This window comes from Gloeotrichia echinulata CP02 (genome assembly GCA_038087035.1).
GTDB lineage: Bacteria > Cyanobacteriota > Cyanobacteriia > Cyanobacteriales > Nostocaceae > Gloeotrichia > Gloeotrichia echinulata.
Map to the genome: position 1 here is coordinate 6547270 of CP051187.1, position 22009 is coordinate 6569278.

Consider the following 22009-nt stretch of genomic DNA (forward strand, 5'->3'; position numbering starts at 1 on the left):
AGTCGGGTTTCATCTTGCACAAGAAGGAAGTCTGACGCGGACCAATGATTTACTCGTCGGTGAGGTTGTTGGTTGAGACAGCCATTTTTTTTCTAGTGTAGTGAAGAGGCGATCGCAGTATGGTGAAGCCTTGCGAACCTCAGCCACGTCTAACAACTCTAACAGCTTTGAGGCGTGTTTTATTTTTTGATACTCACCCTTGATAGTGTTACGAGTCGCAGTTTTCAGACTTGGCTCCAAACTATCTTTATCAATCATCTCGACATGAGAATTTTTGGGAATAGCATTTTCTTTAAATCCCTGTCCATAAAATTTTTTGAGCGTTTCAATGTCAGCTATAAACCAAGCTTCCATTGCTTGTACCATTAAATGGCAATGACTATCATCCACTCCTGATGGTATATCCCAGTTATCCCTAGACTTCAAATGTCCCCAAGGTGATTGTACTTTCACAGGTGCTTCTGCATCAACAAGCAATACATTAAAAGCATCGGGATGAGATATTAAAGCATTTTTGAAATCACGTAAAGCGTTATTACGGGTACCACAGATAATAATTTGCCATTTAATTTTCTGACTACATGCTATTTTAACCAGAGGATTGAAAAATTTACTAAACCCTTTGCGGATAAAACCTTTCTGGTCTTTTTTATCACCACCGCCTTCTATATAGATGCGAATTTCCTTTACCATCGATTCCCCCCAATTTCACCCATTCGCCATAATTCACCAAGAGTGTAGTTTTCCAGCCATTTTTTAAGTCTCTGGGAATCAAGACGGCGCAGGTGAGAACCTGTATCATCGCGTTCACAAACTATGACTGATTCAGGATATTCACTCAAAGCAGAAACCAAAGTATCAGAGTGAGTTGTCAGAATTAATTGGGTTTTCTGAGATGCTTCAATTAGCATTTCTGCTATCGTTGGTAAAATATCTGGATGTAGCCCTATTTCTGGTTCTTCAATACATATAAGTGGCGGTGGAGTTGGGTCAAGAAGCAAAGCCATTAAAAATAAATAACGCAATGTCCCATCGGATAAACGATTTGCGGGAATTGGTTGAATCAGACCCTCTTCACGAATAAATATCTGTACTGTACCGCCATATACTCTTACACTCAGTTCTGACGCAGCATCATAAAACTTGTTCAGCTTATCCAGAATTTTCCTAGTACCTATTTGATGTTGTAAATTGTTCAAAACTAGACCTAGATTACTCCCGTCTTCTAGTAGAGGATGTTCTGGTAAGTCGGTTTTTTGAGCATTTCTTTGTTCGGAATATCGCCCCATTTGCCAGTTACGATATAATCCGATATTAGAAAATTCTGTGCTGAGATAAGATAGTTCTGGATACAAATCTGGGTCTTTTATTTGAGATAGAACAGATTGATCGGGAATCAAATCTTCCCGGCGAAGAGAACGTCTAATCGATTCCCCATCATTATCTATTTTGTTGATATTTAAAACCGGACGACCCCGTTGATAACGATAGTAAAAATAGACATCTTCTTCCCCTGGATATCGTTGTTCATTTTCTACAGATTCATCCACCAACTCTAATCTTTGACCAGTTGATGTCAAGCTAACCTGATAACGTAAATTTTGGTTTCTTTGTGGGTAATCTAACGTAACTTCTATTTTAGCTACTGGATTTTCTTGTGAACCTTTCCAGAGAAACTCTTTAACCCCTCCCCCTTGACGAAATGGGGCTGGTAAATCTGTAGGTGTCGCCCGTAAAATTCCCAGCGCTTCTATTAAATTTGACTTACCAGACGCATTCGGACCAATTAGCACATTTAGTGGTTGCAATTCAATTTCTTCGCCCTCACTTCCATAGGAAAGGAAGTTTTGTAACCTAATTTTCTGAATGAATCTTTTTCCTGCCATTTTGGGGTTTGAATATTAACTGTAAGATCCTGTGGTTTCACTCACCACATTTGCAGTCTCTGTCTCAATTTCAACTATTTGATTAAACTCCCCTGCTCGCCAACTATCTGCGATATCCTTAATAAAACTGGCAATGGGTATAGCAATTAATAAACCTAAAACGCCTCCTAATTTTGCTCCTATCAGTAAGGAAATTACCACCCAAACGGGATTTAACCCAGTCAAATTACCCAAAATACGCGGTGCAACAAAATTAGAATTTATTTGGTCAATTGCTACAGATATACCTGCGACTTCCACGCCTAACCAAAAGTTTTGCAACGCCACTAAAAAACTGACTATCCCAATACCTATACCAGTCCCAAAGGGAAAGAGTGAGAAAAAGCCAATCCCGATGCCAAAAAGTAGTGATAAGGGAACTTGCAGAGCTAAAAATGCTAAAATTATCGTTACTCCCAACACCGCACCTAATGTTGCTTGACCGATGAAATAATTATGGAAATCCTCTCGCAGTAATTGTCGGACTTTTGGACCGATATGAGGAGGAAGCCACTGAAAAACTCCGTCCCAGAGACTTTCACCATTCATTACCATATATACAGTCAGCACCACCGCCAGCAGGAAGTTGAGAACAATGCCAATGGTATCGACAGCGAATGTGAGAATTTTGCCAGTAAATGATTGAATTTGACTGGATAATCGGTCTAAAATTTGTGTGACTAAGCCACTTACATTAATGGGAAGTTCTTGTTGTTTTAAAGCCCAATCTTGGAAGGCTTGCAGCTGTTGAGTACCAGAATCAATCCAACTCGGTAAAATATTAGCCAATTCGTTGAGCTGTTCGATAATCAGTGGTATGAGGATGATGCCTAAAGCTACTAAAATTACTACAGCCAATAATAAAACTCCCCCAATAGCGAGGTTACGTTGCACCCCGCGTTGCTTGAGAAATTGTATTGGATAATTTAACACAAAAGCTAGGATCACAGCGGCAGCAAAAATACTTATCAACGGTTGAAAATACTGCACAAGCTGGAGTAATAGCCAACCATTGAGAATGGCGACAGGAAACGCCAATCCGATACTTAACCATCGCGGTAGTTTGTTTGCTGTTTGCATGAGTGGTGACTTCACAACATCTCTAACTTTATTGTGGCGTCTGAGGACTGGGTATTGGGGACTGGGGACTGGTTAATATTTCGGGTATTTCTCAATGAAATCTAGCATAATTCGCTGATGCATCAGACCAAAAGGCCGCACTTCCCCGGCGTTTTGCGAATAACAGCTACCCTGACGAATATCTTGGGCTGTTAATAAACCCATATCCCAGCCTTCAGTCAGCACCAGTTGATTTAATTCCACCAATAGTGGTGCATGGAAGACATGACGCACAGCTTTTTCATCGGCATAACAACCAAAAAAAGAAAAATGTGGTAGAATATAGCCGATTTCTTCTAAGATTTCCCGCTGCACGGCCATCTCTGGCGTTTCACCCTGTTCAAGATGTCCGCCAAATAGCGCCCAGCAACCAGGGGAGGGAATTGTGGGGATATTGTCTCGTAGTTGCATGAGAAACTGATCATTCTGGTAGAGAATAGCGATCGCTACATGCACCTCTTGATTGTTCATAAATTAATTTTTGATCATTTTTGACTAGTTGACGTTATAATTATGACTATTCTTCTACATAAACTTCTCCAAATTCCTTACCAGCTAAGGGAATACTTTGGTAGCGGACTTTCCCCTTAATCACAATTTGTTTTCCCTCTCCCACATTATTTTGATTGGTGACTACCCAGATTTTGCCAGTTGAGTCATTGATTTGATACGCCCATTTTTTGATCAAGGGAACTTGCTTTTCCACCTTACCTTGGATGTAAACTGTATCTTGATTGTCTGGTTTTGGTTTAATTTCGCCAATTGGGGTGACATTGCTGCCAAATCTGAAGTTATCGCCATTAACGCCAAGGGGTTTTAATGCACCACAACCACAAAGTGTCCATACCAGCACAAAGGTAAATCCGAGACGATAGGGCATGAGAAAATAAAAAAGTTTCGTTTTTTCCATTAGTACTTGACTTGTTTACAGCAATTTTCATTTATTTGAAGCACATTTGTTGTAGGGGCGCAAGGCCTTGCGCCCCATGTCTCAATTCCCCGGTTAAGGGTCAACCGTCAAGGGTCAAGATTTGGACTATGGACTATGGACTCTAGACCCTTGACTTAAGACCAATCTTCTGTTAATTATCATGGAAACCAAAACTGCAAAACTGCTTGATGGTAAAGCTTTAGCTGAAAAAATTCAGCAAAAATTAGCTCAAAGGATTACAGAATTACAAACACAAATTGGACGCCCCCCTGGTTTAGCTGTGCTGATGGTAGGAGATAATCCAGCATCTGCGGCTTATGTACGCAATAAAGAAAAAGCCTGCACAAAAGTGGGTATTGTGTCCTTTGGTAAGCATTTTCCCACCCAAACCACCCAAGGGGAACTAGAAGCGGTAATTGCGGAACTCAACCGTGATGAACGAGTGGATGGGATTCTTGTACAGTTACCCCTACCGCAACACTTGGACGCTGTTAGCCTATTACATCAAATCGATCCCGATAAAGACGCCGACGGACTCCACCCAGTTAATTTAGGGCGACTGGTACGAGGTGAACCGGGATTACGCAGCTGCACCCCCTATGGTGTAATGCGGCTATTGGCGGAATATAATATTCCCTTGCAAGGAAAACAGGCGGTAGTAGTGGGACGTAGTATTTTAGTTGGTAAGCCCATGGCCTTGATGCTACTGGAAGCTGATGCTACTGTTACCATTGCCCACTCGCGATCGCACGACTTGAAAGCCATCACCCAAAATGCCGATATTTTAATTCCCGCTGTTGGTCGTCCTGGATTGATTACTGCTGACATGGTGAAACCAGGCGCTGTTGTGGTAGATGTGGGGATGAATCGCATTACCGATGCTAGTGGTAAAAGCCGCTTAGTTGGGGATGTCGAATTTGAATCAACTGCTGGTGTGGCAGAATTTATTACTCCAGTTCCTGGGGGTGTAGGTCCGATGACTGTCGCCATTTTGTTGGAAAATACATTTACCAGCTATTTAAGGCGTCAAGGGGTGAGGAGTTAGGAGTTATCAGTGAGGAGTTGGGAATTAAAAGTATTTCCAATTGACAACTGACAATTGACTCTTTGAGATCCAAAGCACCTTAAAATTGTGTCTTATATGACATGACAAATAAACCAAAATTTTAGGACTTTTCAGCATGGTAGCAACTGATAAACTTAATAAGACGCCAGAAGTAGCCACGTTTAACCTGTCAGCTTATCTCAAAGAGCGACAACGGCTGTGTGAAATTGCTCTGGATAAGGCATTTCCCATCATTTATCCAGAAAAAATTTACGAATCGATGCGCTACTCCCTATTAGCTGGTGGTAAGCGTGTGCGTCCTATTCTCTGTCTTGCTACCTGTGAAATGACTGGTGGTACTATCGAAATGGCGATGCCAACAGCCTGTGCTTTGGAAATGATCCACACAATGTCATTGATTCACGATGACCTACCGGCGATGGATAATGATGATTATCGGCGCGGTAAGTTGACAAATCACAAGATATATGGTGAAGATGTCGCGATTTTGGCTGGGGATGGTTTGTTGGCTTATGCATTTGAGTTTGTCGCCATTCACACTCCCAAAAATGTCCCCAGTGATCAAGTATTGCAGGTAATTGCTCGTCTGGGACGGGCGATGGGCGCCGCTGGCTTGGTGGGCGGTCAAGTAGTTGATCTAGAATCAGAAGGTAAGTTGGATACAACCCTGGAGACGCTGAATTTTATCCATAACCACAAGACAGCGGCTCTATTAGAGGCTAGTGTTGTTTGTGGGGGAATTTTGACAGGGGTATCATCTGAAGATTTGCAACGGCTGACTCGCTATGCTCAAAATATTGGTCTGGCATTTCAAATTGTGGATGATATCCTAGATATCACTGCGACCCAAGAACAGTTAGGCAAAACCGCAGGTAAAGACCTAAAAGCTCAGAAAGTGACTTATCCCAGTCTTTGGGGTATTGAGGAATCGCGCATCAAAGCCCAACAGCTAATTGTGGACGCTTGTGCAGAATTAGACTATTTTGGAGAAAAATCGCAACCCCTAAAGGCGATCGCTCACTTTATCGTCAGTCGCAATCACTAGTACCGCTACGCAAAATTCAAAATTCCAGAATTCCGTTGCCCTTTGAGCTTTGTGACATGGTAACTTGATTTTTGCCAACCTGTACTAGTAATCTGAGGGGGCAACTTTCAGAAGTACATAGTTAGCACTAACTGTCCTGTCTTGAGCGATTTATCCCTCACTACCAACCGACAAAGTTTGTGTGGTGGAGTACTAGCTGAATTTTGGATTTTGGATTTTGGGTTGCATCGAAAATGTTTGTGAACAAAACAACTGCTGCTAATATTTATGTCAATAACCTAACCAAAATACCATGCAGGACATAGGCGACATCATAGACAACCGGGTGCTGATGGTTGCGCTAGCAGCATGTTTTATTGCTCAAGGTTTGAAGCTCGTGATCGAGCTAATCAAAAACCGCAAGTTAAATGTGCGTGTTTTAGTGACAACCGGAGGTATGCCAAGTGCCCATTCAGCCCTAGTTACCGCTCTAGCCGCTGGTGTAGGACAAACTCTCGGTTGGGCATCTCCTGACTTTGCGCTGGCTACGGTTTTTGCTATCATCGTTATGTATGATGCGGCTGGCGTGCGCCAAGCCGCTGGTAAACAAGCTCGGATTCTCAATCAAATGATTGATGAATTATTTGATGAAAAGCACGATTTTAGCCAAGACCGTCTCAAGGAATTGCTGGGACACACACCAGTTCAGGTAATAGCTGGGGCTGCTTTGGGTATTACCACATCTTGGTTGGCTAGGATATTAATTAATCCATAGTCCAGAGTCCTAATATTAACCCTAATCCCTAGTCCCTAGACTGACTACAAACGCACAACTGACCGCAGTAGCATCACCTTACGACTATCTACTAGATAGGCAACAAAACCCCGCTCGTTCAATTTCTGCAATGTGTTATATGCTTCTTTTTGGTTGGTGGTGTAAACTGCCAGCAAGTAAGGGCGTTGTCCATAAGAAGCAAAACCTACATCACCTCCCACCACTTGTTGCACAGTATTTGTTAGTTCTGGGCGATTGAAATAATCGACCAATACAGCATAACCCTCTCCCAAAGCCTGGGGGTTATAGCTGATTGTCGGAGCCCGTGGCGCTTCTACAGGTCTGGTGGTGATGATGGCAGATAATCCCACAATATTGTTAATATATCTCGCCCACCGATTAGCATCGTCAATTTTATTAAACCCACCAATCCGCGTCACTGTATCCTTGAGATATTGACAGGTTGTGGTCTTAATCTCTGACGGTAAAGCATTACGCAGCTGTCTTTGATTTTCTGCTGTGGGACTAATTACCAATAAAAGATATTCTCCGCCATTGGGAGGTTGACAAATGGGAATAGCTTGTTGAGCGGTAACAGAACTTATACCACCCATCAAACCAGCGATCGCTAACACCAAAACACTTGGTAAATTTTGAAATCTTTGCACAACAGTCTCAGACATAAATAATTGTATTTTCTCCAAAGATTTCAACAAAATTCTTTTTGTTCCCCAGTTGGGATGGAGAGATGGGGGGATAAGGGGGAATAATCATGAGTACTCCCTCATTTCCCCCACTCAGCACTTAGCTGACAGCGGCTAGGGATGCTAAAGGATTAGGAATTGTGTCAGAAGGAGCCTGAAATTCGCCGGTGCTGACGTATTCTAATCGTAGTTTGAGCCAAGTAATAAATTGGGGATTGGTAGAAATAATCGCTACTGCTGGTTGGGGAATCTTCGGTTTTACCTGCGCTAACTCAGGTGCTTCCAAGAATGCTGGTTGGTTAATCAACCAAAAATCAATTTCTTTTTCTTGTTCGTGGTAGTGACGGGTACGTTCTTTAAGAACCTCATCTATTGGTTCTTCTTGTAACAGAAATTTTTGACTGGCTAAAACGTAATAGTATGTTTGCATTTTCTATCCTTTGCTTCCTCAAGAATAATAATAAACTATTACCACAAAGTCCTATACTGGTATAGGTTTTCTATTTGAATCTTCATTCCCTACCTTAGTCACTTCAAACTAAAATAGTAGTCTATCTTGTATCCTAAAGATATCAATAACCATTGGTTCACCAACCTCACCCTTGAAGGGCGAGGATTGTCTAAACCAATTTGGACAACGCAAGAGGTGAATACCGCATTGAGACACAGGTTGGTACGCACTTCCAGATACTTCCCTAGTCTGGACTATCTGCAAGCCTAATTGGTTAGGCGTTGCGTAAAGGCAAGGTATCTTATCTGTGTTGCGGGAAGGGACTTCACACAGGTTTTACTGGTTTCCTGGGTTTATCGCCATTTTAAAAACCAGTCCCCGCAAGGGGCTTGTAAAGCCGTCCTACAAGGACGGGGTTTCTACCCATTTTTCTGATGAGTGTACAATGACGACTCTGCTACCCCATCGCTGGACTGTCGATGATTATCATTGTATTATTGCATCGGGAATATTGGCAGAACACAGGTGCGAATTAATCCGAGGAGAAATAATTGATATAGCACCTGAAGGACCAGGACACGCACACCGATGTGAAACATCTGCTCGTTACTTGGAGCGGTTATTTGGTGAGGGTTGGTGGGCGCGTCAAGGTAAACCAATCACCCTATCTGACTCAGAGCCAGAACCAGATATTGCTGTTGTGAAAAAGCGAGATTATAGCCAACAGCATCCCTACCGCTTCTAAAAATCTAGGAAAACCTAGACATAAGCCCACGGTGTAACTTTACGTCAAGATGTTTTAACGCTTATGCTTGACACACGCTCGGCTAACACCTGTATTACTACTAGATACCTGCTCAACGTGTGTCTTAACCAAAACACTCCAGTTAGGAACGTTGTAATAGTCATGTCTAGACTTGACATCAACGCCTTGACGAATTACGTTATTTAGTTTTGACCAACTGCTCCACATGTGTTTTCTAGACCTCACATCTAGATAAGCTTGCGTGGATGCAGGTAATCTTTCTGATAAGTTCATACCACGTCTGGCAATGACTAACGCTGCTGCAATGTCACTACTGAGACCATACATTCTTAAGTATTTTACCAACCCAATTAAACTTGTGTAGGCTGGGTTTGTCTTGTAAAGACTTATACCTCTGTTTGAGAATATCGATTCTAATAGTCGATATAATTGGCTCTTGCGTGTGTAGCGTGCTTAATTATTAATGAAAGTCGATTAAATTGCTTTAATAACAAGGCTTACAGGCGTTTATAATTTGATTTTTAGTAACAGGATCTCAAATACAAAAAATAATGGCTTTTATCGGAGCCACGCAAGGGTTTCAAACTTATTTTTTAACAAATTCAGCACGCTAAGTACGGAAGAGCCAGATAGCTTATAACGTCTATGACCACCAATAGTTCTCTCAGGTATAAGTATGCCTTTTGTTTCCCATAGCCTTAAAGTATCTATACTGACTCCTTTTATTTGGGAGGCTTCGCTTATTGTTACGTACCTATCCATAGTTTTACGCGATTTACATCAGCCACATCTTAGGAAATCCTAGGTATTGTGTCAACAGTAATCAACCCTCTAATTTATTCGCTTATATCCCCGGATCGCCAAAGGACGAGTCCGGGAAATTACGCAATTAGGTTAAATCTTCTTGACTTTTTTAAACCAAGAACCGAAGGGACAACCACTTCCCTTACTGTCACCCTTTGATGTGAGTTTATCGAGAAACAGGGTATTGTCAAAGTAGTGTTCCAAGGAAATAATCTTCAAATCCTCGGTCACTTTCGCAACACTCATACCGATGATTTCTATAGTCTCTCCAGTGGGTGCATAATTTTTGTACGCACCGTTAAAATGTCCCCAGTGTCGCCATTTAAATGTCACATTTGGTGGACCGGAGTAAACTTCCAACACTTCCCAGGGAAATCCTTGGGGAAATGTTGTCTGAAACAGTTGTGCTGATGTTTCAAAGGTTTCTTCAGAAGCTTTATAATGCTGGGAATCAGCCATGAATAAATTGTAAGTACCTTGGGCGGATACATCAGCGGCTGTGTACTCTACTCCGCCATTGGTGCTGACGCGAAACTTGTCATTGACAACCGACAACCACTGCTGCGGGTTAGTTTTAAAAGATACCTCCATCTCGAAGGTTCTCACCAAGTTTTGCACGATCGCTTCTAGTGTACCTTCAAGGTGATTTTGGGTACTTTCTTTAGCCAGATTTTCTTTGGAACGGGTATAATCTGGTGGTGTCTGATAGCGCCATTGGGCATCAGTGCTTTCAGCAATCACGCGATCGCGATCTTGCACCCAAAGCGGAAGGCTGTTAGATTCTGTTGCGCTCATAGTAGTTTTTGTTTAAGTTTTTCTTTCTTTCAAGATTACGCAGCCACAACCCCTGAGTAATGAGTAATGAGTAATGAGTAATGAGTAATGAGTAATGAGTAATGAGTAATGACAAATGACAAATGACAAATGACAAATGACCAATGACCAATGACCAATGACCAATGACCAATGACCAATGACCAATGACCAATGACAAATGACCAATGACAAATGCCCTATGCCCCATTCCCCACTATGGCTTGTTTCATCTCGCGGACTGCTCTTTCTATACCTACCAAGGCAGCCCGACTGATGATAGTATGACCAATGTTGAGTTCTTCCATCCCTGGAAAACAAGCTACAGGATACACATTCCAGTATGTGAGTCCATGTCCAGCATTGACGCGCAATCCAGCTTTAATCGCTTGCTCACATCCTTGAGCTAAGACGGCTAATTCCCGCTTACGAGTTGTTTCATCTTTAGCCTCAGCATATTGTCCAGTGTGCAATTCAATAAACTTGGCCTGCACCTTGACAGATGCCTCAATTTGTGATGGATCGGCATCAATAAACAGACTAACTGGAATGCCAGCATTCTGCAATTTATCAACGATGTCACCGATTCTAGTAACTTGCCCAAGGATATCTAAACCGCCTTCTGTGGTGACTTCTTCGCGTTTTTCGGGGACTAAAGTCACATAATCGGGTTTAATATCGAGGGCGATCGCTACCATTTCATCTGTAGCAGCCATTTCTAGATTTAAGTGAGTTCGCACCGTTTGTCTTAAGATTCGCACATCTCTGTCTTGGATATGCCGTCTATCTTCCCGCAGATGCACCGTAATTCCATCTGCACCCGCTAATTCTGCTAGGACCGCCGCTGCTACGGGGTCTGGTTCCACCGTGCGCCGGGCTTGGCGAATCGTGGCAATATGGTCAATATTTACGCCGAGTGTAGGCACCCCTATTTCTCCCTATCCATTGTCCTGTGTTGATTTTACCGTAAATCTTGGTTAAAGCTTCGGGATGTTCATTTCAAAATGGGGCATAGGGCATTGGGCATTGGGCATGGGAGAATAATAACTCTCAATGCTGCTCGGTTAAGCTTTTTTTGGACATGATAGACAAGGATATTTGAAGGGTTTCAGCCTACTTTATTTCCTTAACCGAGCAGTATTGTAATAAGTGGCACTCCCTAACTCGAAGCGCTGGTATAAAATCGCAACGCAAACGCCCAAAACCAAGTAGAAACCAAAAATAGCACTACCGCCAAAACTCCGGCTCCTATCCACCAGGTGATATTACCCCGTCCCAACATCGCCTCTGCGGGCACCGTAGTTAAAAAAGCCACCGGCACAACGAAGGTAAAGAAAAAGCGATAAGCTACAGGATAAGCTACTATGGGATATCTCCCCGCTTCCATAAAACCCTTTAGCACTTCAGTGACGTTGTATATTTTCACGAACCAGATGCTAGTCGCCCCTAGTATAAACCACAAGCTGTAAAGAATTACTAAGCCAAAACACAATGGCACCACACTAATTAAGTAATTACTGATACCCAAACCAAGGCTTCTACCCGCGTAGCCAATAATGACACAACCAAAGACTAAATCCGGGAGTCCCCAAGGGGATAGGGTATGAGTAGAAAGCCAAAATTGACTGCGGATAGGTTTGAGGAGTACAAAATCTAAAGTACCTTCCTGGACATGGCGAACAATGCGATTTAGGTTTGGGGCGAGAAATGTCGAGGAAAAACCTTCTAGTAAGGTAAAAATTCCCACAACAACCAAAGCTGCTTCCCATGACCAACCACTAAAAGTGTAGCCTGTGCGGTAAAATAAGAATAGTCCAAACAGACTACCCGTCAGATTACCCAAGCTGCTGAAGGTAGCCAGAAGGAAGTTGACACGATACTCCATCTCTGCTGCAATAGCAGTACTCCAAAATAGTTTTAGAACTGTCAAATATCTTTGCATCTTGCACCAATAACCCACAACCTACCGCCAGATGTCTATTATATTTTGTCAAAGAGTACATAAATTTACGTAAACTTAATATTATTTTTCATTTTCAGAAATTATTGAACGTTAAGATATTCTATGCAGATTCTTTATAGTGTGAGATTCTATGCAGGATTTACCGCAGCTGATTAAATCATTAGGCTACTTTGGTGTATGGGCAATTATCTTTGCAGAATCTGGCTTGTTGATTGGTTTTTTTCTCCCTGGGGATAGTTTACTGTTTACTGCTGGATTTTTAGCATCTGTGCCTAAATCAGAGCTTAATATTTGGGTGCTGATTTTTGGTGCCTTTGTTTGTGCAGTTCTGGGTGACAATGTTGGCTACGCTACAGGGCACAAATTTGGCCGGAAATTATTTCAAAAGGAAGATTCATGGTTGTTTCAAAAAAAACATTTGGTGAAAACCCAAGATTTTTATGATAAGCATGGTAAAAAAACCATTATTTTAGCCAGGTTTACACCAATTATTAGGACTTTTGCGCCGATAATAGCAGGCTTGGGGGCTATGCATTATCGAACTTTTATGTCTTATAATTTAATCGGCGGAGTTCTGTGGACTTTTGCCATCACTCTGTTAGGGTTTTTCTTAGGTAAATCACTGCCACCAGAACAGGTTGATAAGTATCTATTACCAATAATTGGATTAATTATAGTTGTTTCTTTGCTGCCATCAATAATTCATATAATTCAAGAAAATAGAGGCAAAAAAAGTTAAAATTACAGGACTTACTCAACTGGTACATATATCTTCTTTGATGGGAGTCAACCGATTTTGGATTTTGGATTTTGGATTTTGGATTGACCCTCCGAATTTTAGATTTTGGATACTTCTCTACGAGAGGCTACGCCAACGACTTCCCTGCGGGACGCTGCGCGAACGCTCAGTACAAGTTTTGGATTTTAGATTTTTGGAGTACCTTGCAGACCCCATGTGTCTGTAAAAATCTAAAATCTGTTAATTGAACCACAGAAATTTGTAGGGGCGCAAGGCCTTGCGCCCCAAAACCTTGGTATTTTTACAGGAAGCTGCTGTCATGTGTACAACTACCTAAAACATATAGCGTCGTTTGAACCCAAGAGACTAGTAGGTATACGACTCTTTACCCTAGGCTCCACGATATAATATTGTCTTGTATCCAATTAAGAACGGCTATATATTCTACTCTAATTGCTAGAAAGTGGAAAACACGGAAAAAATTGCTAGAGTAAAACAAAATAGTATTAAAAAACCGTCTTAAATCACAACAGCGAATCCAAGGGGTCAAAAAAAAGATGAAGGTTGAAAACAACACAAATAAAGACCGTTTGGTTGTTTCCTATATCCTCTGTGCAGCAGGATTTTTCGGAGTCGGAGGATTGCACCGTTTATACAATGGTAAGATAGGAACTGGTTTGTTGTGGCTTTTGACCTGTGGTATTTTCTATATAGGTCAATTCGTGGATGTGTTCCTCATACCGGGTATGGTTGAGGAATACGAACAACAGATGAGACTTAAAGCTGGTTTATCTCCCTTGGGTTTACCACTCAATCAAGCTGTGGTAGCCTCCCAAGTCTATCGCCCCACCGGTAACGAACTCATGAATGAACTACCCACAGTTGGCTTCGCCTGAACTGTGGGTTTCTACGTCCCTCAGTTCGTTTCTAGCAAAGCTTTCTGTAGATTTTTGACGCTTCTTTGCCCCTAGTTGCTTCATGCTTCCCGCTTTTTTACGAGTACATGAAGTAGAGCTAGATGGCTCTGCGCCTACGAAGCCAGTTCCTGACTCCGGTAGAGTGCCTTTAGCCCAGTAAAGCATTACCTCGGCAGCGGCGATATCTCGGTCTTGACGATATCCACAAACACTACACTCGTGAACTCTAACATCGAGTGTTTTCTTGTGCTGATGACCGCATTTGGGGCAGGTTTGACTAGGCCTTACCTTCAGGGTTGGAACTTCAACAAATACACCACCAATTTGCTCAACTTTGTACTTGATGGCACTGCGTAGCATTCCAAAACCTACGTCAAGTATTGACTTATTCAAACCTGCTTTTTGCTTTTTACGCTTACCTTTCTTAGCCGAACTTGTCATGTTCTTTACTTCTAGTTTCTCAGTTGCAATGAAGCTATTACCGCTGACAATTTCTGCTGCAACTTGATGTACCCAATTTTGACGCTGGTTAGCAACTTTACGAGTTAGTTTACTAACTTTATTTTGGGCTTTTTTCCATCTTCTAGAAGCCTTAATCTTCTTTTTTCTATTTGGTGCGCGTTTACGCCTCTTCTCCTTAGACGCTTTTTTGATTTGATGTTCTGCATTTCTCAAAAACTTGGGAGCTTCAATCTGTTGATGATTTAGACCATCAGTAATTGACAATGCTGAAATACAACCTAAGTCTATACCAATAGCACCTGTTGGTAAATTTTCTGGTTTGAGAACTTGGTCTAAAACATCAACGGTAATAGATGCGTACCATTTGTTATTTCTAAAAACAATGGTGCAAGTAGTAGGTGTTCCCCAATACTTAGCCTGACCTCGCATTTGAATGCGTCCAATCTTAGACAGATTCAAGTAACCGTTTTCGCCGTTAGATTCCACAGAATACCCAGTTTTAGCTGGATATGTCCAGCCAGAATAATGGCGAATTGACTTGTATTTAGGGCGTTTACCCAATCCTGCAAACCAGCGTTGGAAAGCAAAATCAACACGTTTCAAAGTTGCTTGTAGAGCTTGAGAATTGATTTCTTTATACTCTGTCCAAACTTCTTTGAACTCTGGCAAACAATTCTGTTGTTCAAAATAATCAACCTTGTGGTTGAACTTTTGATATTGAGTGAATCTGTTATAAATAGCAGCATTATACAAGTCTTTATGGAGCTTTCGGTGATACCGCAAAGACTGCTCTATCTGCTTATTTGGGTATAACCTGAAAGTCATCCGTCTTGTAGCCACTGATTTATTTGCCTCCTTTTTACATTTATTCTATTATATTAGAGTTGACCTATAGGTTTGTCAAGTGGTTCCCAGAAGAAGCTCTCATTCTGTTTTCTCTATTCACCTACATTTTGTGTTTGTAACCAAGTACAGACGCAAAACAATAACCGCTTCAATGTTGGAACGGTTGCAAAAAATATTTGCAAATGTCTGTATAAAAACCAAGTGCAGACTAATCGAGTTTTCAGGCGAAGTGGATCATGTTCATTTGCTAGTTGATTTCCACCCAGATAACAACTTATCCGTTCTTGTAGGTAGTCTAAAATCAGCATCAAGCAGAATTATTCAGAAAGAATTCTCAGAACATCTATCTAATTTTTATCGTCAACCTGTTTTTTGGTCTAGTTCATATTATGTCTCTTCTACTGGCGGCGCACCAATTGAAAAAATTAAGCAATATATACAATCTCAAGAATCCCCAAATGAATGAATGGCTACTCCTCATACATCCATTCCCTTATCAACCTTGCGGTCGATTTTGGTCATAGATGCAATCGTCGCAGCCCGCTATTCATCCCCACCTTGCGAGTACGCTGAAGGTGGGGACTTTCGCGCTTCGTTAAACTGATAGAAGCTGCAGAAAAAAACGGTGGTACTCTAACTGTCACTCAAGGCGTTAAAAGGACGGGAGCAAATTTTGCTCAAGTCGAAGCTGTTCTCAAGGAGATGTATAAATCAGGGTATGTTAAAATAGATAACGACCCCATCACTGGAGCCGTCACCTACCATTTTCATGAGTTGTAATTACTAGTGTATCGCTTGGGTCAAAAGTCAAGGAATATTACTCTGGACAAATGACAAATGACACCATTTAATTTCTACCTAGCCATTTTTGACCATTCAAGCGCTGTACTAAGCCAAATACGAGCAAATCAAGGGTAATTTTGCGTTCGTCGATTAAGAAGGACTCAAGAGTACTGGGTTTTTTACCTTCATTACAAGAAAATCCCTTTTTCCCTTGAATATCTTCATCGGGGAAATATAGGTTAAACTGACGCTGACCATTTTGCAAACTACCGATAATTTGCCAGTATTCTTCATCTGAGTCAAAGCCAGCGATCGCCAGCTTCTGTTTCGCAAAAGACAGATGTAAATCTTGCACACCTTTTTGAGATATAGCTGTTTGCACAGCTGGTAAGTAGTCTTGCTGGATGAAGTCTACAAACGGCTTATCTTCAACAGTTGGAGCTTTTTCCTTTTTTGCTGCTTTAGCTGTAGCTGCAGGTTTCTCTGCATCTGCTTGATTGTGATTGGTTTGGTCTGCCATTGCTCAGGTCAATCCTTTATCTAGCTTTGAGAGCGATCGCTCACCTTGGGGTATTCGTTATTTTCATTTTGACATAGCAGAGCATGGCTAGAGCTAACAAATTATGTTTGCTGACTATATTGACACTCCCCACGCATAAATGCGGGGGATTCCAGCGTCACTGACGTTCCTTGCTTTTGCAGGTCTTCTCACTCGGGGAGACGCCAAGGGCGATGTGACCAACAGAAGTAGAGGGAACATCTCTACTGGCGTTAGTTTGGGATTGCCCACCCCTACCGTTTGCACGACTTAAAATTACTTTGGCAGCATTCACATCACGTTGTTCAATATATCCGCAATGTGGACAAGAATGGGTACGGGTGCTGAGAGATTTTTGCACTCTAGCACCACAATTACTACATTCAATGCTTGTGAAGTGGGGAGGAACCGCAATGATTTCCCGTCCAAATTTTGCACCAAAGTATTCGAGCCACTGACGGAAGTTGTACCAAGAAGCATCAGAAATGCTCAAGGCTAGTTTGTGGTTTCTTACCAAGCCGGAAATATTTAAATCTTCCAAGACAACCTTAGCGTTAGCCAGGGTTAAGTTACGTGCGAGTCTTTTCGCATGTTCATTCCTTTGTCTTGTTACTTTTAAATGTTTACGAGCATAAACACCACGCGCTTTTCTTCTACCAGATGACCCTTTTTTCTTCTTGTAAATGTTACGTTGAACCCGCTTAATATCTTTCTCTGCCTTGCGGAGAAATCGCGGATTCTCCTCTCTGCGAGACGCTTCTCTGCGAGACGCTGCGCGAACGCGAAGATGGTTGCCATTACTATCAGAGTAGAAATATTCCAGTCCGACATCAATTCCGATTTCTGATGTAGTTCGTGATGCCTCTTGCTGGTTATCAACCTTGACGCAAAATTGCACATAGTATCCATCCGCTCTACGGACAATCCTCACTCGTTTAATTAGTTCAACAGGGTATTGATGAATATCCCATTTACCTAATAGCTTGAGTTCGCCAATACCTTTTTTATCGGTGAAAGTTATACGGCGCTTTGTTGGGTGCAACTTCCACCCAGACACCTTATATTCGACTGAACGGCTATGCTTTTTGAACCGGGGATAACCCTTTTTCCCAGGTTTGTTTTTCTTGCAGTTATCAAAAAATCTATTGATAGCACGTTCTACATTTTCTACTGATGCTTGACAAGCATGACTGTTTAAATCATTGACAAATTTAAATTCTGCTCTTAATTGAGTGTTGTACTGATATAGTTCTTTCTTGCCGCATTTTAATGCCGAAGGCTTAACGCCTCTATTATCCATCCAATATCTAAGCACTTTGTTTCGGACAAATTGACTTGTAAGAATAGCTTCATCTATGGCTTTTGATGTGGCTCTTTTGACAACTGCTTTATATTCCAATACCAACACTCTTGCATCACCTCCTTGCATCTGTTAATCTCTATCTAGTATAGCATTTGGTTATTATGATAACAACTAAAAAAGGGATAAAAAGGATGAAAAATCAACCAGTTTATCACGATGAAATCAAAGGTAAAAGGACTGTTTTTTTAACTCCAACAGCTTGGGATAACATAAAAAATGAAGCTGTAATCCGAGGGATTAGTGCCAGTACTTGTTGAGGAATGGGGACGGCGTAAAGCCTGCGGCATAGCTACGCTTAACGCGCAGCGTCTCGTAGAGATTAAAATCGCCCGCGCCTAGCCCCCATAAATAGAATTTAGGGGCTTGCTCGGTGCGGATAACTCGGTCAAGACTCAATGGTCAATTTTAATTATTTGCGATCCTCATTACCTCCGTATTCTAGGCTGACGGTGTTACGCGATCGCTTCCTGAATATCTGTGATCAATTCATCCATTCGCGATTGGGTTGTGTTCCAAGAACACATCAAACGCACTCCACCCACGCCAATAAATGTATAAAACTGCCAGTTTTTTGCTTTTAAGCTAGAAATTACCTGTTCCGGTAACTTAACAAAAACAGCGTTGGCTTCTCTGGGAAACATCATTTCAACGCCTGCTATATTTAATAGTTGATTTTCTAAGTACTCAGCGCATTGATTAGCATGTTGTGCATTTTTCAGCCAAGCGCCTGTTTCTAATAAACCCAACCAAGGAGCAGAAATAAATCGCATTTTTGAAGCTAGTTGACCTGCTTGCTTACAGCGATAATCAAAATCCTCTGCTAATGCTTTGTTAAAGAAAAGAATCGCTTCACCTAAAGCCATACCATTCTTTGTTCCACAAAAACATAACACATCTACGCCACTCTTCCAAGTGATTTCAGCGGGACTTTTATTCATAGCAGCTACTGCATTGGCAAAGCGGGCACCATCCATGTGAATCTTTAAATTATACTTTTGAGCAACTTCTTTAATTCCCACCAAATCTTCAAGAGAATACAAAGTTCCTAATTCAGTTGCTTGGGTAATACTAATAACTTTAGGTTTAGGATAATGAATATCAGCCCGTTTCGTCACAATTGATTCTATACTCTGCGGCGTTAATTTCCCATTCTCTCCTTTAGCAAGTAGCAATTTGGAGCCATTAGAAGCAAATTCTGGTGCGCCACATTCATCAGTTTCTATGTGTGATGTCTCATGACAAATCACACTATGATAAGATTGACAAAGTGCTGCTAAAGACAAAGAATTTGCCGCTGTACCGTTAAAAGTAAAAAATACCTCACAATCAATTTCAAAAAGTTCTCGAAAATAATCCGCTGCTTTTTGCGTCCATTCATCATTTCCATAAGCAGGCGCACTACCTTGATTCGCTTTCATCGTGTAGTCCAGTGCTTCTGGACAAATACCAGAGTAATTATCACTAGCAAACTGTTCTAAATTATAGCAGGGGACTGGGGACTGGGGACACAACGACCGCTCAGTGCATCGCTGGTGACTGGGTTACAAGTCTGATTGTGTCTAGGTTTTATCATCAGTTAATGTCCTAAGCACTTTGGCGGTTGCTATACTACTCATAATTTCTACTTTTAAAATCATTAGCAAAACAGACAAGACGTGCCATTCCAGCACGTCTTGGGTTATATTTTGCCAAATTGAGAATTAATTCCCCTATATCAACCACCAGCCACAGCGGGGACAATACTTACCTCATCGCCATCTTTCAGGGCTGTTTCTGTCCCGTCCAAAAAGCGGATATCTTCGCTATTGACGTACAAATTCAAAAACCGCCGTGGTTTTCCTGCTTCATCACACAAACGTGACTTGATACCAGGAAAGCTTGTTTCTAATGAGTTTAACAGTTCAGAAATACTGCTACCACTCGATTCTAGGGTCGCTTGGTTATTGGTTAAATTCTGAAGATTGGTAGGAACTAAAACTTTTACAGCCATAGTTAATTATCGGTTGTCGGTTGTCGGTTGTCGGTTGTCAGTTGTCAGTTGTCAGTTATCAGGTTGCTAATGACTAATGACTAAACGAGGACTTGTTGCCATTCTAAGCGGTCGAGTGTACGCGAGCGCTCTAGGGCATTTTCAAAACTATCGAGTTTGGCATCAATTGTCAAAGGTTCGCCAACGTAGCCTTGTAATGCTTCTTGGGTTTTCAAACCATTGCCAGTGATGTAAACCACGGTAGTTTCATCTGGATCTATTTTGCCAGCTTCTACCAACTTTTTCAGCACGGCGACGGTTGTACCACCTGCTGTTTCGGTGAAGATACCTTCGGTTTCAGCCAGCAACTTGATGCCTTCAATAATTTCTGCATCATTGACTGCTTCAATATTACCGCCAGTTTTCTTCGCTATCTCCACTGCATAAATGCCATCTGCTGGATTGCCGATCGCAATTGATTTAGCAATTGTATTCGGTTTCACTGGTTTAATAAAGTCTCTATTTTGCTTAAAGGCTTCGGCGATGGGGGAACAACCTTCGGCTTGGGCGCCGCTAAACCGGACATTCTTACCTTCTACCAAACCGACCTCGACAAATTCTTGGAAACCTTTATAAATTTTTGTAAATAAGGAACCAGAAGCTAGAGGCGCCACAATATGGTCTGGTAGTTCCCAACCTAGTTGTTCAGCGACTTCAAAGCCTAGTGTCTTGGAACCTTCGGAGTAGTAGGGGCGCAAATTGATATTGACAAAACCCCATCCATGTGTATTCGCCACTTCCGAACAGAGACGATTGACTTGATCGTAATTACCTTTCACAGCCATCAGGGTAGGACTGTAGATCAAGCTACCCAGAACTTTGCCAGATTCTAAGTCAGAGGGGATAAATACATAGCATTCTAAACCGGCGTGGGCGGCGATCGCAGCGGTAGAATTTGCCAAGTTCCCGGTGCTAGCACAGGAAACTGTGGTGAAACCCAACTCCCTGGCGCGAGTGAGAGCGACTGAAACCACCCGGTCTTTAAAACTGAGGGTGGGCATATTGACGGCATCATTTTTAATAAATAATTTATTTAAACCCAGGCGGCGTGCCAGACGATGGGAACGAACTAGGGGAGTCATACCTGTTCCCACATCTATAACATTGTCAGTGGCGACGGGTAAAAAGGGACGATACCGCCAAATTGAATTTGGACCGGCTTGAATTTTTTCACGGCTGACAGTTTGACGCAGAGCATTGTAGTCGTACTTGACTTCCAACGGACCGAAGCATAACTCACAAACATTACTGGCTTTTAGCTCATATTCCGCGCCACATTCCTTACACTTCAAGGCTTTGAATATGGCATTGCTTGCTTGGTTGAGTGTGATAGCTGCCTGAGTCATAAACTAACTTTCCCTGTTTATCCGTCAACTGTGGCCTGATAGTACCACGAGTAAAAATACCAGTCAAACATACCCGACAATTTTTATCGGGTATGTCCCACCACCAAATCCCCAGTCGATTCGGATAAGCAGGGGAGGCAGGGGAGGCAGGGGAAGCAGGGGAAGCAGGGGAGGCAGGGGAGGCAGGGGAGGCAGGGGAGGCAGGGGAAGCAGGGGAGGCAGGGGAGGCAGGGGAGGCAGGGGAGGCAGGGGAGGCAGGGGAGGCAGGGGAAGCAGGGGAGGCAGGGGAGGCAAAACTCTTCCCCTGCCTCCATTTCTCCCCCTGCTCCCCCTGCTTGCCTCAACCAAGAAATTCCAAAACCTACGCAGTATTGGGGTCATTTCTTGTCGCCCAGCATGTCAGTTATTTAGACGTGAATAAACGGTGCGATCGCCTTATTTTCATCTTTGCTTAATCTTTCCGAGTATTTTCCGTGAAATCCCATAAAAATTTGTATTAATAAGTATCAGTAATTAATATGATATTTTGATGTAAAAAAGTTAAATATGAGTGGTATTACGGTTTATTTTATCTCCTTGAAAAGTTATTTTTAATCTGTAAGTTATTGAAGATAGATCAGTTAGATAGAAACCTAAATTTTTCAG

24 protein-coding genes and 3 pseudogenes are annotated in these 22009 nt (G+C 42.1%); 8 read left to right on the forward strand and 19 right to left on the reverse strand.

Annotated features, from left to right (window positions below; translation table 11 throughout):
* Nucleotides 1-9 precede the first annotated feature (9 nt).
* The 5 genes from HEQ19_29130 to HEQ19_29150 all read right to left on the reverse strand — a co-directional run bounded on the left by HEQ19_29130 (nucleotide 10) and on the right by HEQ19_29150 (nucleotide 3954).
* Entirely contained in the window at nucleotides 10-693 is a 684-nt protein-coding gene (locus tag HEQ19_29130; GenBank protein ID WYM02940.1) for a DUF4276 family protein, read from the reverse strand.
* Nucleotides 687-1886 (reverse strand): AAA family ATPase, encoded by a 1200-nt coding sequence (locus tag HEQ19_29135; protein ID WYM02941.1) that lies wholly within the window; start codon nucleotides 1884-1886, stop codon nucleotides 687-689. The genes HEQ19_29130 and HEQ19_29135 overlap by 7 nt, the downstream gene beginning before the upstream one ends.
* A 15-nt stretch (nucleotides 1887-1901) precedes the next feature.
* Nucleotides 1902-3005, reverse strand: a complete 1104-nt coding sequence (locus HEQ19_29140; GenBank protein ID WYM02942.1) for an AI-2E family transporter — start codon at nucleotides 3003-3005, stop codon at nucleotides 1902-1904.
* 72 nt (nucleotides 3006-3077) lie between these two features.
* A complete protein-coding gene (locus HEQ19_29145) occupies nucleotides 3078-3515 on the reverse strand; it encodes an NUDIX hydrolase (GenBank protein ID WYM02943.1) in 438 nt (145 codons plus the stop codon).
* A gap of 46 nt (nucleotides 3516-3561) precedes the next feature.
* Complete coding sequence (locus tag HEQ19_29150) at nucleotides 3562-3954, reverse strand: hypothetical protein (GenBank protein WYM02944.1); 393 nt, start codon at nucleotides 3952-3954, stop codon at nucleotides 3562-3564.
* A gap of 181 nt (nucleotides 3955-4135) precedes the next feature.
* On the opposite strand from HEQ19_29150, the gene folD reads away from it, so the two are divergent.
* The 3 genes from folD (at nucleotide 4136) to HEQ19_29165 (ending at nucleotide 6840) form a co-directional block, all read left to right on the forward strand.
* A complete protein-coding gene (folD, locus tag HEQ19_29155) occupies nucleotides 4136-5020 on the forward strand; it encodes a bifunctional methylenetetrahydrofolate dehydrogenase/methenyltetrahydrofolate cyclohydrolase FolD (GenBank protein ID WYM02945.1) in 885 nt (294 codons plus the stop codon).
* 136 nt (nucleotides 5021-5156) lie between these two features.
* Nucleotides 5157-6086 (forward strand): geranylgeranyl diphosphate synthase CrtE, encoded by a 930-nt coding sequence (gene crtE / locus HEQ19_29160; GenBank protein ID WYM02946.1) that lies wholly within the window; start codon nucleotides 5157-5159, stop codon nucleotides 6084-6086.
* Between the two features lie 292 nt (nucleotides 6087-6378).
* Nucleotides 6379-6840 carry a divergent PAP2 family protein gene (locus tag HEQ19_29165; GenBank protein WYM02947.1) on the forward strand — a complete coding sequence of 154 codons (462 nt, stop codon included), beginning with the start codon at nucleotides 6379-6381 and terminating at the stop codon, nucleotides 6838-6840.
* A 44-nt stretch (nucleotides 6841-6884) separates the two neighbouring features.
* Here the strand turns inward: HEQ19_29165 and HEQ19_29170 are convergent, their stop codons facing one another.
* Nucleotides 6885-7523, reverse strand: a complete 639-nt coding sequence (locus HEQ19_29170; GenBank protein WYM02948.1) for a hypothetical protein — start codon at nucleotides 7521-7523, stop codon at nucleotides 6885-6887.
* Between the two features lie 121 nt (nucleotides 7524-7644).
* Complete coding sequence (locus HEQ19_29175; protein WYM02949.1) at nucleotides 7645-7974, reverse strand: MgPME-cyclase complex family protein; 330 nt, start codon at nucleotides 7972-7974, stop codon at nucleotides 7645-7647.
* A 466-nt stretch (nucleotides 7975-8440) separates the two neighbouring features.
* On the opposite strand from HEQ19_29175, the gene HEQ19_29180 reads away from it, so the two are divergent.
* A complete protein-coding gene (locus HEQ19_29180) occupies nucleotides 8441-8740 on the forward strand; it encodes a Uma2 family endonuclease (protein WYM02950.1) in 300 nt (99 codons plus the stop codon).
* 54 nt (nucleotides 8741-8794) lie between these two features.
* Here HEQ19_29180 and HEQ19_29185 read toward each other — a convergent pair whose 3' ends face one another.
* The 6 genes from HEQ19_29185 to HEQ19_29210 all read right to left on the reverse strand — a co-directional run bounded on the left by HEQ19_29185 (nucleotide 8795) and on the right by HEQ19_29210 (nucleotide 12320).
* A complete protein-coding gene (locus HEQ19_29185; GenBank protein WZI67052.1) occupies nucleotides 8795-9088 on the reverse strand; it encodes a hypothetical protein in 294 nt (97 codons plus the stop codon).
* Nucleotides 9089-9319: 231 nt separating this feature from the next.
* Nucleotides 9320-9523, reverse strand: a complete 204-nt coding sequence (locus tag HEQ19_29190) for a MerR family DNA-binding transcriptional regulator (GenBank protein WYM02951.1) — start codon at nucleotides 9521-9523, stop codon at nucleotides 9320-9322.
* A gap of 132 nt (nucleotides 9524-9655) precedes the next feature.
* Nucleotides 9656-10360: a SnoaL-like polyketide cyclase gene (locus tag HEQ19_29195; GenBank protein ID WYM02952.1), complete on the reverse strand. Its 705-nt coding sequence runs from the start codon at nucleotides 10358-10360 to the stop codon at nucleotides 9656-9658.
* The gene (locus tag HEQ19_29200; GenBank protein WYM02953.1) at nucleotides 10341-10589 is read right to left on the reverse strand and encodes a hypothetical protein; all 249 of its coding nucleotides are present in this window, start codon (nucleotides 10587-10589) and stop codon (nucleotides 10341-10343) included. Before HEQ19_29200 ends, HEQ19_29195 begins: the two co-directional genes overlap by 20 nt.
* Nucleotides 10579-11304 (reverse strand): pyridoxine 5'-phosphate synthase, encoded by a 726-nt coding sequence (locus HEQ19_29205; GenBank protein ID WYM02954.1) that lies wholly within the window; start codon nucleotides 11302-11304, stop codon nucleotides 10579-10581. The genes HEQ19_29200 and HEQ19_29205 overlap by 11 nt, the downstream gene beginning before the upstream one ends.
* Before the next feature lie 233 nt (nucleotides 11305-11537).
* The gene (locus HEQ19_29210; protein WYM02955.1) at nucleotides 11538-12320 is read right to left on the reverse strand and encodes an ABC transporter permease; all 783 of its coding nucleotides are present in this window, start codon (nucleotides 12318-12320) and stop codon (nucleotides 11538-11540) included.
* A gap of 151 nt (nucleotides 12321-12471) precedes the next feature.
* On the opposite strand from HEQ19_29210, the gene HEQ19_29215 reads away from it, so the two are divergent.
* Both HEQ19_29215 and HEQ19_29220 read left to right on the forward strand, forming a co-directional pair.
* Nucleotides 12472-13080, forward strand: coding sequence for a VTT domain-containing protein (locus HEQ19_29215; GenBank protein WYM02956.1), 609 nt, complete (start codon nucleotides 12472-12474; stop codon nucleotides 13078-13080).
* A 557-nt stretch (nucleotides 13081-13637) separates the two neighbouring features.
* Nucleotides 13638-13955 (forward strand): annotated as a pseudogene (locus HEQ19_29220) (TM2 domain-containing protein).
* Here the strand turns inward: HEQ19_29220 and HEQ19_29225 are convergent.
* The gene (locus HEQ19_29225; protein WYM02958.1) at nucleotides 13953-15284 is read right to left on the reverse strand and encodes a transposase; all 1332 of its coding nucleotides are present in this window, start codon (nucleotides 15282-15284) and stop codon (nucleotides 13953-13955) included. The pseudogene HEQ19_29220 and the gene HEQ19_29225 overlap by 3 nt on opposite strands.
* A gap of 79 nt (nucleotides 15285-15363) precedes the next feature.
* Between HEQ19_29225 and tnpA the strand changes: the two genes are divergently transcribed.
* Complete coding sequence (gene tnpA, locus HEQ19_29230) at nucleotides 15364-15771, forward strand: IS200/IS605 family transposase (GenBank protein WYM02959.1); 408 nt, start codon at nucleotides 15364-15366, stop codon at nucleotides 15769-15771.
* A 128-nt stretch (nucleotides 15772-15899) separates the two neighbouring features.
* Nucleotides 15900-16085, forward strand: a pseudogene (locus tag HEQ19_29235) (hypothetical protein).
* A gap of 67 nt (nucleotides 16086-16152) precedes the next feature.
* Here the strand turns inward: HEQ19_29235 and HEQ19_29240 are convergent.
* The 5 genes and pseudogenes from HEQ19_29240 to thrC all read right to left on the reverse strand — a co-directional run bounded on the left by HEQ19_29240 (nucleotide 16153) and on the right by thrC (nucleotide 21364).
* Nucleotides 16153-16572 (reverse strand): annotated as a pseudogene (locus HEQ19_29240) (DUF2996 domain-containing protein).
* A 193-nt stretch (nucleotides 16573-16765) separates the two neighbouring features.
* Entirely contained in the window at nucleotides 16766-18055 is a 1290-nt protein-coding gene (locus HEQ19_29245) for a transposase (protein WYM03687.2), read from the reverse strand.
* Nucleotides 18056-18441: 386 nt separating this feature from the next.
* Nucleotides 18442-19500 (reverse strand): low specificity L-threonine aldolase, encoded by a 1059-nt coding sequence (locus HEQ19_29250; protein ID WYM02961.1) that lies wholly within the window; start codon nucleotides 19498-19500, stop codon nucleotides 18442-18444.
* Nucleotides 19501-19703: 203 nt separating this feature from the next.
* On the reverse strand, nucleotides 19704-19979 hold the full coding sequence (locus HEQ19_29255) for a MoaD/ThiS family protein (GenBank protein WYM02962.1): 276 nt from the start codon (nucleotides 19977-19979) through the stop codon (nucleotides 19704-19706).
* An 80-nt stretch (nucleotides 19980-20059) separates the two neighbouring features.
* Nucleotides 20060-21364, reverse strand: a complete 1305-nt coding sequence (gene thrC / locus HEQ19_29260; GenBank protein WYM02963.1) for a threonine synthase — start codon at nucleotides 21362-21364, stop codon at nucleotides 20060-20062.
* Between the last annotated feature and the right edge of the window lie 645 nt (nucleotides 21365-22009).

What these genes read in the sequence shown, in the direction of transcription:
- HEQ19_29180 (WYM02950.1), top strand. Translation starts at nt 8,441, where the DNA reads ATGACGACTCTGCTACCCCATCGCTGGACTGTCGATGATTATCATTGT.
- HEQ19_29190 (WYM02951.1), bottom strand. Translation starts at nt 9,523, where the DNA reads ATGGATAGGTACGTAACAATAAGCGAAGCCTCCCAAATAAAAGGAGTC.
- folD (WYM02945.1), top strand. Translation starts at nt 4,136, where the DNA reads ATGGAAACCAAAACTGCAAAACTGCTTGATGGTAAAGCTTTAGCTGAA.
- HEQ19_29210 (WYM02955.1), bottom strand. Translation starts at nt 12,320, where the DNA reads ATGCAAAGATATTTGACAGTTCTAAAACTATTTTGGAGTACTGCTATT.
- HEQ19_29175 (WYM02949.1), bottom strand. Translation starts at nt 7,974, where the DNA reads ATGCAAACATACTATTACGTTTTAGCCAGTCAAAAATTTCTGTTACAA.
- HEQ19_29255 (WYM02962.1), bottom strand. Translation starts at nt 19,979, where the DNA reads ATGGCTGTAAAAGTTTTAGTTCCTACCAATCTTCAGAATTTAACCAAT.
- crtE (WYM02946.1), top strand. Translation starts at nt 5,157, where the DNA reads ATGGTAGCAACTGATAAACTTAATAAGACGCCAGAAGTAGCCACGTTT.
- HEQ19_29245 (WYM03687.2), bottom strand. Translation starts at nt 18,055, where the DNA reads ATGCAAGGAGGTGATGCAAGAGTGTTGGTATTGGAATATAAAGCAGTT.
- HEQ19_29170 (WYM02948.1), bottom strand. Translation starts at nt 7,523, where the DNA reads ATGTCTGAGACTGTTGTGCAAAGATTTCAAAATTTACCAAGTGTTTTG.
- HEQ19_29130 (WYM02940.1), bottom strand. Translation starts at nt 693, where the DNA reads ATGGTAAAGGAAATTCGCATCTATATAGAAGGCGGTGGTGATAAAAAA.
- HEQ19_29225 (WYM02958.1), bottom strand. Translation starts at nt 15,284, where the DNA reads ATGACTTTCAGGTTATACCCAAATAAGCAGATAGAGCAGTCTTTGCGG.
- HEQ19_29185 (WZI67052.1), bottom strand. Translation starts at nt 9,088, where the DNA reads ATGTATGGTCTCAGTAGTGACATTGCAGCAGCGTTAGTCATTGCCAGA.
- HEQ19_29215 (WYM02956.1), top strand. Translation starts at nt 12,472, where the DNA reads ATGCAGGATTTACCGCAGCTGATTAAATCATTAGGCTACTTTGGTGTA.
- HEQ19_29140 (WYM02942.1), bottom strand. Translation starts at nt 3,005, where the DNA reads ATGCAAACAGCAAACAAACTACCGCGATGGTTAAGTATCGGATTGGCG.
- HEQ19_29200 (WYM02953.1), bottom strand. Translation starts at nt 10,589, where the DNA reads ATGGGGCATAGGGCATTTGTCATTGGTCATTTGTCATTGGTCATTGGT.
- thrC (WYM02963.1), bottom strand. Translation starts at nt 21,364, where the DNA reads ATGACTCAGGCAGCTATCACACTCAACCAAGCAAGCAATGCCATATTC.
- HEQ19_29195 (WYM02952.1), bottom strand. Translation starts at nt 10,360, where the DNA reads ATGAGCGCAACAGAATCTAACAGCCTTCCGCTTTGGGTGCAAGATCGC.
- HEQ19_29145 (WYM02943.1), bottom strand. Translation starts at nt 3,515, where the DNA reads ATGAACAATCAAGAGGTGCATGTAGCGATCGCTATTCTCTACCAGAAT.
- HEQ19_29150 (WYM02944.1), bottom strand. Translation starts at nt 3,954, where the DNA reads ATGGAAAAAACGAAACTTTTTTATTTTCTCATGCCCTATCGTCTCGGA.
- HEQ19_29135 (WYM02941.1), bottom strand. Translation starts at nt 1,886, where the DNA reads ATGGCAGGAAAAAGATTCATTCAGAAAATTAGGTTACAAAACTTCCTT.
- HEQ19_29165 (WYM02947.1), top strand. Translation starts at nt 6,379, where the DNA reads ATGCAGGACATAGGCGACATCATAGACAACCGGGTGCTGATGGTTGCG.